The 12,416-nt window shown below is 66.9% G+C and carries 11 protein-coding genes; 7 read left to right on the forward strand and 4 right to left on the reverse strand.

Annotated elements, in window-relative coordinates:
• Position 1 precedes the first annotated feature (1 nt).
• Together carB and greA are read left to right on the forward strand one after the other, a co-directional pair.
• Positions 2-3,229 (forward strand): carbamoyl-phosphate synthase large subunit, encoded by a 3,228-nt coding sequence (gene carB / locus AC3WRN_RS09750; protein ID WP_068090387.1) that lies wholly within the window; start codon positions 2-4, stop codon positions 3,227-3,229.
• Entirely contained in the window at positions 3,226-3,702 is a 477-nt protein-coding gene (greA, locus tag AC3WRN_RS09755; RefSeq protein WP_492622818.1) for a transcription elongation factor GreA, read from the forward strand. Before carB ends, greA begins: the two co-directional genes overlap by 4 nt.
• 102 nt (positions 3,703-3,804) lie before the next feature.
• Here the strand turns inward: greA and ykgO are convergent, their stop codons facing one another.
• From ykgO to AC3WRN_RS09775, 4 genes are all read right to left on the reverse strand, one after another.
• Complete coding sequence (ykgO, locus tag AC3WRN_RS09760) at positions 3,805-3,930, reverse strand: type B 50S ribosomal protein L36 (RefSeq protein ID WP_007508267.1); 126 nt, start codon at positions 3,928-3,930, stop codon at positions 3,805-3,807.
• 64 nt (positions 3,931-3,994) lie between these two features.
• Positions 3,995-4,906, reverse strand: coding sequence for a LysR substrate-binding domain-containing protein (locus tag AC3WRN_RS09765; RefSeq protein ID WP_068090380.1), 912 nt, complete (start codon positions 4,904-4,906; stop codon positions 3,995-3,997).
• A gap of 548 nt (positions 4,907-5,454) precedes the next feature.
• Complete coding sequence (locus tag AC3WRN_RS09770; RefSeq protein ID WP_492622819.1) at positions 5,455-7,473, reverse strand: oxidoreductase; 2,019 nt, start codon at positions 7,471-7,473, stop codon at positions 5,455-5,457.
• A gap of 86 nt (positions 7,474-7,559) precedes the next feature.
• The gene (locus tag AC3WRN_RS09775) at positions 7,560-7,820 is read right to left on the reverse strand and encodes an acyl-CoA-binding protein (RefSeq protein ID WP_492622820.1); all 261 of its coding nucleotides are present in this window, start codon (positions 7,818-7,820) and stop codon (positions 7,560-7,562) included.
• A gap of 111 nt (positions 7,821-7,931) precedes the next feature.
• On the opposite strand from AC3WRN_RS09775, the gene cmk reads away from it, so the two are divergent.
• The 5 genes from cmk (at position 7,932) to lapB (ending at position 12,415) form a co-directional block, all read left to right on the forward strand.
• The gene (gene cmk, locus AC3WRN_RS09780; protein ID WP_492622821.1) at positions 7,932-8,612 is read left to right on the forward strand and encodes a (d)CMP kinase; all 681 of its coding nucleotides are present in this window, start codon (positions 7,932-7,934) and stop codon (positions 8,610-8,612) included.
• 176 nt (positions 8,613-8,788) lie between these two features.
• Positions 8,789-10,462 (forward strand): 30S ribosomal protein S1, encoded by a 1,674-nt coding sequence (rpsA, locus tag AC3WRN_RS09785; protein WP_068090371.1) that lies wholly within the window; start codon positions 8,789-8,791, stop codon positions 10,460-10,462.
• A 74-nt stretch (positions 10,463-10,536) separates the two neighbouring features.
• Positions 10,537-10,836, forward strand: a complete 300-nt coding sequence (locus AC3WRN_RS09790; protein ID WP_068090368.1) for an integration host factor subunit beta — start codon at positions 10,537-10,539, stop codon at positions 10,834-10,836.
• Between the two features lie 155 nt (positions 10,837-10,991).
• Positions 10,992-11,246, forward strand: coding sequence for a lipopolysaccharide assembly protein LapA domain-containing protein (locus AC3WRN_RS09795; protein WP_068090366.1), 255 nt, complete (start codon positions 10,992-10,994; stop codon positions 11,244-11,246).
• Positions 11,243-12,415: a lipopolysaccharide assembly protein LapB gene (gene lapB / locus AC3WRN_RS09800; protein WP_068090364.1), complete on the forward strand. Its 1,173-nt coding sequence runs from the start codon at positions 11,243-11,245 to the stop codon at positions 12,413-12,415. The genes AC3WRN_RS09795 and lapB overlap by 4 nt, the downstream gene beginning before the upstream one ends.
• Position 12,416 lies beyond the last annotated feature (1 nt).

Below are 12,416 nucleotides of genomic sequence, written 5' to 3' on the forward strand. Positions count from 1 at the left end.
GATGGCCAAGCGTACCGATATCAAGAGCATCCTCATCATCGGCGCCGGCCCGATCGTGATCGGCCAGGCCTGCGAGTTCGACTACTCCGGCGCGCAGGCCTGCAAGGCGCTGAAGGAAGAGGGCTACCGGGTGATCCTGGTGAACTCCAACCCCGCCACGATCATGACCGATCCGGAGACCGCCGATGCGGTCTACATCGAGCCGATCAACTGGCAGACGGTGGAGCGCATCATCGCCAAGGAGCGTCCCGACGCGGTGCTGCCCACCATGGGCGGCCAGACCGGCCTCAACTGCGCGCTCGACCTGGCCGACCACGGCGTGCTGGAGAAGTACGGCGTCGAGCTGATCGGCGCCAAGCGCGACGCCATCCGCATGGCCGAGGACCGCGAACTGTTCCGCGTGGCGATGGCCGAGATCGGGCTGGAGTGCCCCAAGGCCGCGGTCGCCAAGTCGTTCGAGCAGGCGGTGGAGATCCAGGCCAAGGTGGGTTTCCCGACCATCATCCGCCCCAGCTTCACGCTCGGCGGCTCGGGCGGCGGCATCGCCTACAACGTCGAGGAGTTCGAGGAGATCGTCAAACGCGGCCTCGACCTTTCGCCGGTGCACGAGGTGCTGGTCGAGGAGTCGGTGCTGGGCTGGAAGGAATTCGAGATGGAGGTGGTCCGCGACACCGCGGACAACTGCATCATCGTCTGCTCGATCGAGAATCTCGATCCGATGGGCGTGCACACCGGCGACTCGATCACCGTGGCGCCGGCACAGACGCTCACCGACAAGGAATACCAGCGCCTGCGCGATGCCTCGATCGCCGTGCTGCGCAAGATCGGCGTGGACACCGGCGGCTCCAACGTGCAATTCGGCATCAACGCCGAAAACGGCCGCGTGGTGGTGATCGAGATGAACCCGCGCGTGTCGCGTTCGTCGGCGCTGGCCTCGAAGGCCACCGGCTTCCCGATCGCCAAGATCGCCGCGAAGCTGGCCGTCGGCTACACGCTGGACGAACTGAAGAACGACATCACCGGCGGCCTCACCCCGGCCTCGTTCGAGCCGACCATCGATTACGTGGTCACCAAGATCCCGCGCTTCGCCTTCGAGAAGTTTCCGGCCGCCGACGCGCGCCTCACCACCCAGATGAAGTCGGTGGGCGAGGTGATGGCGATCGGCCGCAGCTTCCACGAGTCGCTGCAGAAGGCGCTGCGCGGGCTGGAGATCGGCAAGACCGGCCTCAACCCGACCGGGCTGGACATCAGCACCGAGGCGGGCCTGGCCACGCTCAAGCGCGAGCTGCGCGAGCCGCGGCCGGATCGCGTGTTCCACCTCGCCGACGCGTTCCGCGCGGGGCTCACGCTGGAGGAGGTGTACAGCCTCAGCCGCGTCGACCCCTGGTTCCTCGCCGCATTCGAGGACATCGTGCTGACCGAGAAGGAGGTGCAGGCGCAGGGCGTCACCGCACTCGACGCCTCGCGCATGCGCGAGCTCAAGCGCATGGGCTTCGCCGACGCGCGCATCGCCGAACTGACCGGTTCCGGCGAAGCCGCCATGCGCCACCTGCGCCGCACGCTGGGCGTGCGCCCGGTATACAAGCGCGTGGATTCCTGTGCGGCCGAGTTCGCCACCACCACCGCCTACATGTACTCGACCTACGAGGAAGAGTGCGAGGCGAACCCGACCGATCGCGACAAGATCATCGTGCTCGGCGGCGGCCCCAACCGCATCGGCCAGGGCATCGAGTTCGACTACTGCTGCGTGCACGCCGCGCTGGCGCTGCGCGAGGACGGGTTCGAGACCATCATGGTCAACTGCAACCCGGAAACCGTCTCCACCGACTACGACACCTCCGACCGGCTGTACTTCGAGCCGCTGACGCTGGAGGACGTGCTGGAGATCGTCGACCTGGAGAAGCCCAAGGGCGTGATCGTGCAGTACGGCGGGCAGACCCCGCTGAAGCTGGCGCGCGCGCTGGAAGCGGCCGGCGCGCCGATCATCGGCACCTCGCCCGATTCCATCGACCTGGCCGAGGACCGCGAGCGCTTCCAGCAGATGATCGTGAAGCTGGGGCTGCGCCAGCCGCCGAACCGCACCGCGCGCAACGCCGACGAGGCGCTGGCGCTGGCGCGCGAGATCGGCTATCCGCTGGTGGTGCGTCCCAGCTACGTGCTGGGCGGCCGCGCGATGGAGGTGGTCTACGACGATGCCGACCTCTCGCGCTACATCCGCGAGGCGGTGCAGGTATCCAACGATTCGCCGGTGCTGCTCGACCGCTTCCTCGACCACGCGGTGGAGGTGGACGTGGACATCATCGCCGACGCCGGCGGCAACGTGCTGATCGGCGGCATCATGGAGCACATCGAGGAGGCCGGCGTGCATTCGGGCGACTCGTCCTGCTCGCTGCCGCCGTATTCGCTGAGCGCCGAGGTGCAGGACGAGATGCGCAGCCAGGTCGCCGCGATGGCGAGGGAGCTGAAGGTCATCGGCCTGATGAACACCCAGTTCGCGATCCAGGGCGACACCGTGTTCATCCTCGAGGTGAATCCGCGCGCCTCGCGCACCGTGCCGTTCGTGTCCAAGGCCACCGGCGTGCCGCTGGCGAAGATCGCCGCGCGGGCGATGGCCGGCAAGTCGCTGGCCGAGCAGGGTGCCACCCGCGAGGTGATTCCGTCGTACTTCTCGGTGAAGGAGGCGATCTTCCCGTTCCTGAAATTCCAGAACGTCGACCCCATCCTCGGCCCGGAGATGCGCTCCACCGGCGAGGTGATGGGCGTGGGCCGCAGCTTCGGCGCCGCCTTCGCGCGCGGCCACGACGCCGCCGGCATCAAGACGCCGCCGCAGGGCAAGGTGTTCGTGTCGGTGCGCGACGCCGACAAGGATCGCCTGCTGCCGGTGGCGCAGGAAGTGCTGAAGCGCGGTTTCAGCCTCGTCGCCACGTCCGGCACGGCGGCGTACCTTGCCGCGCATGGCGTGGCCTGCGAGCGCATCAACAAGGTGATCGAGGGCCGTCCGCACATCGTCGACCTGATCAAGAACGGCGAGATCGTCTATATCGTCAACACGACCGAGGGCAAGCAGGCGATCGCGGATTCGTTCTCGATCCGGCGCGAGGCGCTGCAGCAGCGCGTCACCTATTCCACCACCGTCGCGGGTGCGCGCGCACTGGTCCACTCGCTGGATTTCCACGGCAGCGAGGACGTGCACAGCCTGCAGGAATTGCACAAGGAGCTCAGCGCATGAGTCGCGCCCCCATCACCAAGACCGGCGCCGAGCGCCTGCGCAGCGAACTCGAGCGCCTGAAGTCGGCGGACCGCCCGCGCATCATCGCGGCGATCGCCGAAGCCCGTGCGCACGGCGACCTGAAGGAGAATGCGGAATACCACGCCGCGCGCGAGCTGCAGAGCTTCACCGAGGGACGCATCGCCCAGTTGGAGGCCCTGCTGTCGACGGCCGAGGTGATCGACGTGGCCCAGCTCAGGCCGGGCGGCCGCGTGGTGTTCGGCGCCACAGTGGACCTGGAGGACGAGGATACCGGCGCGGCAGTGACCTATCAGATCGTCGGCGACCTGGAGGCGGACATCAAGCAGCGGCTGATTGCCGTGTCCTCGCCGATTGCCCGTGCGCTGATCGGCAAGAGCGCGGGCGACAGCTTCGAATTCACCGCACCGAACGGCGTCAAGCACTACGAGGTCGTCGACGTCCGTTATGAGTGAACAGTGCCGTGGCTTCCGGCGGCGTTGCCCGCCGGAGCGGATCGGCATCCATGAAAAAGGCCGCTTGCGCGGCCTTTTTTCGTGGCACCGTCGGGCGCTGGCTCAGCGCTGACGGGCCTTGAAACGCGGATTGCTCTTGCAGATCACGAATACCTTGCCGCGACGGCGCACAACCTTGCAGTCGCGATGCCGCGCCTTGGCGGACTTCAAAGAGTTAAGCACCTTCACGGCTAGCTCCTGACACTAAAAAAGAAAAATGTAAGCACGCAATTCTAACCGTTCCAATGACTTGTCACAAGCCCGGCGCGACGGCCGTTTCCGCCACGGTGGCCAGGAACTGCTGCAAGGCGGGGGAATGGTCGTCGGCACGGCAGGCCACGGCCAGCAGCAGGAAGGCATCGGGGTCTTCCAGTGGCGCGTAGCAGACGCCGGCCAGGCGCACCGCGCGCATGCTGGCCGGGACCAGGGCCAGTCCCAGACCGGCGGCAACCAGGGCCAGCAGGCCGTTGATCTGTTGCGCATGCTGGGTGATCTCCGGCCGGAAGCCGGCCCGGGTCGCCAGTTCCACCAGCCGGTCGTAGAGGGTGGCGGCGAGTTCGCGCGGTTGCGACACAAAGGCATTCCCGGCCGCCTCGACCAGGCGCAGGCTGCTGCGGCCGGCCAGGGGATGGCCCACGGGCAGGGCGAGCAGCAGCGGCTCACGATCGATCACGCTGAGCCGCAGGCCGCGAACGTCCTGGGCGTGGAGCGGTTCGTCGCGGACGAAGCCGACGTCGATCTGGCCGGCGAGCAGGGCGGCGAACTGCGGCTCGGTGTACATCTCGCTGAGTTGCAGGCGCACGTTGGGCGCGATCTGGCCGAAGCGCAGCAGGGCCTGCGGCATGGCCGGATGGAACGAGACCGAGACCGTATAGGCCAGCCGCAACTGGCCGCTGTAGCCGGCCGCCGCGGCCACCACCTGGCTGCGCGCCTCGTCGACCTTGGCCAGGATCTGCCGGGCCTGTTCCAGGAAGACCCGACCCGGCTCGGTCAGGGCCACGCTGCGTTTGGTACGTTCCAGCAGGCGTACGCCCAGGTCCTGTTCCAGCGACTGGATCTGCTGCGACAGCGGCGGCTGCGACAGGTGCAGCCGCAAGGCCGCCCGGGTAAAACTCAGCTCCTCGGCGACGGCGACGAAGTAGCGCAACTGGCGGAGATCAAACATATAGTGATTTTATATTAATAACGATCTAAATATATATTAGATACTTTATTGCGTCGATCATAAAATCACCCACGTCCCGCCACTTCCCCTCCCTCCCCCTAGTGGCGGCGGCCCTCGCCCCGCAGCGACGCTAGATACGACATCTGGTTCACCTCCCCCCTGAACCCATGTCGATGCGTCTTCCCTGCGGGGCGCTTTCTTCTTCGCGACCGATGCCGCTGCCCGATGGCAGCGGCATCGGCGTATTTGCTGCCGCAAGCTAGGGATGCCCTGATCTATCCAGCGCAGGCGTCACCGGCCCTGTCTGTTCGCAGATTCGTGGTGCGCTGACGAAGGCAGGCGTCCGCCTGTCGAGGAGGCGCGCCGCGGAGATGCGGACAGACAGAGCCGGCCCCATAGCTTGAAACACAATGATGGGGTGATATCCAGAAGGCCCGCAGGCGGCAGCGCGCGGCTTGCCAAGGCGGCCAGCCTTGCCTGCGCCACGCACTCCCACCTGCGAGCCTTCTGGATATCATGCCGCCTGCGCTGGATAGATCAGGGCATCCCTAGATCACGCTGGCCAATCGCGTGCCCTGGTCGATCGCACGCTTGGCGTCCAGCTCGGCGGCGACATCGGCACCGCCGATCACGTGCACCTTCATGCCGGCGGCGATCAGCTCGTCGGCCAGCCGGCGGTTCGGCTCCTGGCCGGCACAGACCACCACGTTGTCGACCGGCAGGAGCTGCGGCTTGCCGTCGATGGTGACGTGCAGGCCCTGGTCATCGAAACGTTCGTAGCCGACCTTGCCCAGCATGGCCACCCGCTTGGCCTTGAGCGTGGCCCGGTGCACCCAGCCGGTGGTCTTGTTGAGACGTGCGCCGGGGCGACCCTCGCTGCGCTGGAGCAGCCAGACCTGCCGCGCCGGCGCTTCCGGCTGTGCCGGCTGCAGGCCGCTGCGTTGCCGCAGCTGCATGTCCACGCCCCATTCGCGGGTCCAGCGGGCAACGTCGGTGGTGGGCGAGGGAGCATGTTCGACCAGGAACTCGGCCACGTCGAAACCGATACCGCCGGCGCCGATGATCGCCACCCTGGCGCCCACCGGCCGTTGCCGGGCCAGCACGTCGAGATAGCCCAGCACGCGTGGATCGTCGCTGCCGGGGAAGCTCACCTGGCGCGGCGTGATGCCGGTGGCGATCACTACCTCGTCGTAGCCGCCGGCGCGCAGCGAGGCCGCGTCCGCCGCGTGGCCGAGCCGGACGTCGACGCCCGTATCCGCCAGCCGATGGCGGAAGTAGCGCAGCGTCTCGTGGAACTCTTCCTTGCCCGGGATCCGCTTGGCGTAGTTGAACTGGCCGCCGATCTCGCCGGCCTGGTCGATCAGGGTCACCGCATGGCCGCGCTCGCCCAGCGTGCTGGCACAGGCCATGCCGGCCGGCCCCGCGCCGACCACGGCGATCCGCTTGCGCACGCCGGCCGGTTCGACCTCCAGCTCGGTTTCGTGGCAGGCGCGCGGGTTGACCAGGCAGCTGGCGCGCTTGTTCTGGAACACGTGGTCGAGGCAGGCCTGGTTGCAGGCGATGCAGGTGTTGATGCGCTCGCTGCGCCCGGCCTTCGCCTTGTTGGCCCAGGCGGGATCGGCCAGCAGCGGACGCGCCATCGAGACCATGTCGGCTTCGCCGCCGGCGAGGATGCGTTCGGCCACGTCCGGCATGTTGATCCGGTTGGTCGCCACCAGCGGGATCGTTACCTCGCCCTTGAGCTTCTGCGTCACCCAGGCGAAGCCGGCGCGCGGCACGCTGGTGACGATGGTCGGTATGCGCGCCTCATGCCAGCCGATGCCGGTGTTGATGATGCTGGCGCCGGCCGCCTCGATCGCCCTGGCCAGGGTTGCGATCTCGTTCCAGTCCTGGCCGTCCTCGACCAGGTCGAGCATCGACAGCCGGTAGATGATGATGAAGTCGCGGCCCACCGCTTCGCGCGTGCGACGCACGATCTCGACCGGGAAACGCATGCGCCGGGCCGCGTCGCCGCCCCAGGCATCGCTGCGCCGGTTGGTGCGCGCGGCGATGAATTCGTTGATCAGGTAGCCTTCCGAACCCATCACCTCGATGCCGTCGTAACCGGCGTCCTGCGCCAGCCGCGCGCAACGCACGAAGTCGCCGATGGTGCGCTCCACGCCGCGCGCGGACAGCGCCCGCGGCGTGAACGGGGTGATCGGCGACTTGATCCTCGATGGCGCCACCGACAGCGGGTGATAGCCGTAGCGGCCGGCGTGCAGGATCTGCAGGCAGATGCGCCCGCCCTCGGCGTGCACGGCGCCGGTGAGCTTGCGGTGGCGCGGCTTGTGCCAGGGCATCGTGAGCCGGCCGCCGAATGGCTTCAGCCAGCCCTCGATACTGGGCGAAATGCCGCCGGTGACCATCAGGCCCACGCCGCCGCGGGCGCGTTCGGCGAAATAGGCGGCCAGCTTGTCGTAATCGCTGGCCTTGTCCTCCAGCCCGGTATGCATCGAGCCCATCAGGATGCGGTTGGGCAGGGTGACGTGACCGAGGTCCAGCGGGGCGAACAGGTTCGGGTAATTCATGCGATCCACGCGAGACTCAAACGATCGTATGAATGTGCCGGTGTTCAGTGTTTGAAAGCAAGCGCCGCGTGCGCACGCGGCCGGGATCAGGCCAGCAACTGGTGGACCAACGCGATGTAGCGGCGCATGGCTTCTTCCTCGGGTACGCCGCACAACTGCACCCAGGCCTCGTGCTTGGCCGTGCCGATGAAGTCGAAGAAGCCGGGCTGGGCGGCACGCTTGAGATCACCCTCCGAACCCTGCTTGTAGAGGGCGTAGAGCTTCAGCAGGGTGTCGTTGTCGGGGCGCTTGGACAGGCGCTGGATGTTCCCGGCGGCTTGTTCGAACTCGCGGCGGAGATCGGTCATAAGGCAGATCGGGCACGGCCGGATAACGGGAAGATCGGCTAGATAGCACGCGTTCCGGGTGGGGTCAACGCGTTAAACTGCCGTTTCTCCCAGCCAGTCCAGGACTCCGCCATGAGCCATGCTCCCGCCGTTCCCGTACTCACCATCGACGGGCCGTCGGGATCGGGCAAGGGCACCGTCAGTGCCTTGGTGGCCGAGCGGCTGGGCTGGCGGTTGCTGGATTCCGGTGCACTGTACCGTGCCGTGGGCTACGCCGCCGGCGCGGCCGGGCTGGATCTGTCGGACGTGGAGGCGGTGACCCGCTGCGCGCAGGGCACGAAGATTCATTTCCGCGCGGCCAGCGACGGTGGCACGCCCCGGGTGATCGTCAACGGGCATGACGCCACCGACGAGTTGCGCACCGAGACCGCCGGTGCGGCGGCCTCGGCGATCGCCTCGATGCCGCCGGTGCGCGAGGCCCTGGTGGCGCTGCAACTGGGTTTCCGCAAGGCACCTGGCCTGGTCGCCGACGGGCGCGACATGGGCACGGTGATCTTCCCGGATGCCGCACACAAGGTTTTCCTCACCGCGAGCGCCGCCGAGCGGGCGAAAAGGCGCTATAAGCAGTTGAAGGAAAAGGGGCTCAGCGTTACACTTGCCGGCCTTCAGCGAGAAATTGAGGCGCGTGACAGCCGCGATGCATCACGTGCGGTTGCGCCGCTCAAGCCTGCCGAAGATGCCGTGTTGGTGGACACCACCGGGATGGGCATCGACGAGGTCGTCGCGGAAGTACTTGCCGTCGTGCAGTCCTGAGCGGATGGCGCGGCGGTTTCTGTGCCCCTGCCGCGGCAGGGGTTTTGACCAATGGTGACGACGGCCGGTTCTGCGGAACCGCCTGAAGGCACCCTCAACCGGTGGACCGGGAAGTTCGTGCGCAACCACCAACCCAGCGCAACGGACCCAAGGTCTTTTCCCACTATGGAATCAACATGACTGAAAGTTTTGCCGAACTGTTTGAACAGAGCCAGCAGGCCATCTCCAAGCTGAAGCCCGGCGCCATCGTCACCGGCATCGTCGTGGAAATCCGCAACGACGTCGTCGTGATCAATGCCGGCCTGAAGAGCGAAGGCATCGTCCCGATCGAGCAGTTCAAGAGCGAGGACGGCGTGCTGGAGGTGCAGGTGGGCGACGAGGTGAAGGTTGCCCTCGAAGCCCTGGAAGACGGTTTCGGCGAGACCAAGCTGTCGCGCGAGAAGGCCAAGCGCTCGATGGTGTGGGACGACCTGGAGCAGGCGTTCGACAAGGAAGAAACGATCAAGGGCATGATCTCCGGCAAGGTCAAGGGCGGCTTCACCGTCGATATCAAGGACGTCCGCGCGTTCCTGCCGGGCTCGCTGGTCGACGTGCGCCCGGTGCGCGAGCCGACCTACCTCGAGGGCAAGGAACTCGAGTTCAAGATCATCAAGCTGGACCGCAAGCGCAACAACGTGGTGGTCAGCCGCCGCGCCGTCGTCGAGACCGAGTTCTCCGAGGAGCGCGAGAAGCTGCTGGAGCGCCTGACCGAGGGCGCGGTGGTCAAGGGCACGGTCAAGAACCTCACCGACTACGGCGCATTCGTGGACCTGGGCGGCATCGACGGCCTGCTGCACATTACCGACATGGCGTGGAAGCGCGTGCGCCATCCGTCCGAAGTGGTCAACGTCGGCGACGAGCTGGACGTGCGCGTGCTGAAGTACGACAAGGAGCGCAACCGCGTTTCGCTGGGCCTGAAGCAGCTGGGCGACGACCCGTGGGTCGCCATCGCCCGCCGCTACCCGGTCGGCAGCCGCCTGTTCGGCAAGGTCTCCAACGTCACCGATTACGGCTGCTTCGTCGAGATCGAGCCGGGCGTGGAAGGCCTAGTGCACGTGTCCGAGATGGACTGGACCAACAAGAACGTCAACCCGGCCAAGGTGGTGCAGGTCGGCGACGAGACCGAAGTGATGGTGCTTGACGTGGATGAAGAGCGTCGCCGCATCTCGCTGGGCATCAAGCAGACGCGTTCCAACCCGTGGGAAGCGTTCGCCGCCATGCACAAGAAGGGCGACAAGGTCTCCGGCCAGATCAAGTCGATCACCGACTTCGGCGTGTTCATCGGCCTGGACGGCGGCATCGACGGCCTGGTGCACCTGTCCGACATCTCCTGGCAGATGTCCGGCGAAGACCTCGTGCGCAACTTCAAGAAGGGCGACGAGATCGAGGCCGTGGTGCTGGCGGTGGATCCGGAGCGCGAGCGCATCAGCCTCGGCATCAAGCAGATGGAGCAGGATCCGTTCGGCCAGTTCATGGCGGCAAATCCGCGCGGCAGCATCGTCAACGGCACCGTCAAGGAAGTCGATGCGAAGGGCGCCGTGATCGACCTGGGTGAGGGCGTGGAGGGTTACCTGCGCGCCAACGACATCGCCAAGGAGCGCATCGACGACGCCACCCAGCACCTGAAGGTGGGCGACAAGGTCGAGGCCAAGTTCACCGGCATGGATCGCAAGGGGCGCCAGCTGGCGCTCTCGATCCGCGCCAAGGACGAGGAAGACGCTCCCGACACGTCGGCGGATTACTCGTCCGCGGCCAGCGGCACGACCAAGCTTGGCGCGCTGCTCAAGGAGCAGTTCAACAAGGCCGACTGATCGTCGATACCAGCCTGACGCGGGGCGGCGGCCCACCGCCGCCCCGTCGTTCCATGTCACGGACATTGGGGCCCATGACTAAATCCGAATTGATCGAAGCGCTCGCCAGGCGCCAGACCCATCTCGCGTTCGCCGATGTCGAGATGGCGGTCAAGAGTGTCATCGAGCAGATGAGCCATGCCCTGGCTCACGGCGAACGCATCGAGGTGCGCGGGTTCGGCAGCTTCGCGCTGCATTACCGGCCGCCGCGCATGGGGCGCAACCCCAAGACGGGCGAGGCCGTGGCGCTGCCCGGCAAGCATGTGCCGCACTTCAAGCCGGGCAAGGAACTGCGCGAACGGGTCAACCTGGATCTGGAGCAGGAGGTCGGCTGACCGACCGCTCAGGCCAGACCGAAGGCAGGCGATGCGAGTCGGTCCTGCCTTCTTTTTGCCCGGAATCCGCGGTCGCCTGCGGCGGCATGAATCATTGCCGCATGGACGGATTGCGCCGCCTGTGCCTGTCACCATCAATCGGGTAAAGTCGCGCCATGCGCCCGCTCGCCATCGTCATCCTCGTGATCTTCGTCGCCGCCGGCCTCGTGCTCGGGGCGCTCAATGCCGATCTCGTCGACTACGACCTCGCGTTCGCCCGGATGCAATTGCCCAAGGGGGCTGCCCTGCTGGGTGCCATGGTGATCGGCTGGCTGCTGGGCGGGCTTACCGCCTGGGTGGGCGTCAGCATGCGTCAACGCCGCCAGCGCCGGCAGCTGCGCGCAGACCAGAAGTCGCCGCTCGCGCCATGAATCACCTGTATGTCCTGGCCGCACTGATTCCGGTCGCGTTCGTCCTGGGTTGGTGGGCCTCCCGCCAGATCGGCGTGCGCCGCTCCGGCGCCGAAGTCAGCGAGCTGTCCTCGGACTATTTCCGCGGCCTGAACTACCTGCTCAACGAGGAGCAGGACAAGGCGATCGAGGTTTTCCTCAAGCTGGCCGAGTACAACCGCGACACCGTCGAGACGCACCTGGCGCTGGGCAACCTGTTCCGCCGCCGCGGCGAGGTGGACAGGGCGATCCGGCTGCACCAGCACCTGGTCTCGCGGCCGGGCCTGACCGACGCGATGAAGACGGTGGCCCTGCTGGAGCTGGGTGAGGATTACATGCGCGCCGGCTTGCTGGATCGCGCCGAGGCGCTGTTCTCCGACCTGGTGGCGATGGACGCGCATGCACCGTCGGCGCTGCGCCACCTGATCGCGATCTACCAGCACGAGCGTGACTGGCACAAGGCGATCGAGCACGCGCGCCGGCTCGAGGTGATGACCGGCGAGGACGAGGCGCCGATGATCGCCCAGTTCTACTGCGAGCTGGCCGACCGCTCGCGCCAGCATGGTGCGCGTGCCGAGGCCCGCGACTACCTGCGCCAGGCGTTCGAATGCCAGCCGGATTGCGTACGTGCGTTCATGCTGACCGGCCGCCTTCTGTCCGAAGACGGCCAGCATGCCGAGGCGGTGACCGCGTACGAAGCCGCGATCAATGCCGATATCGCGTTCACCCCGGACATCCTGCCGCCGCTGCTCAACAGCTACGCCCGGTCGCAGCAGATGGAGCGCGCCGAGGGTTTCCTGCGCGACATGCTCGGCCGCTACCACGGCGTCTCGCCGGTGCTGGCGTTGACCCATCTCTACCGGCAGCGCGACGGCGAGCGCGCGGCCGTCGATTTCCTCACCGCGCAGTTGCGGCTGCGGCCGTCGGTGCGCGGCCTGATGGCGTTGATCGACGCCACCATGGACAAGATCGAGGGCGAGGCGCGCGAGAATTTCCTGATCCTGCGCGACCTGACCCGCAAGCTGCTGGAGGGCCAGGCGATGTACCGCTGCAGCCGTTGCGGCTTCGGCGCCAAGGCGCATCACTGGCAATGCCCGAGCTGCAAGAACTGGAGCACGATCCGCCCGATCCACGGCGTCGCCAGCGAGTGAC

Source organism: Rhodanobacter sp. FW101-FHT13A11 (assembly GCF_058790335.1).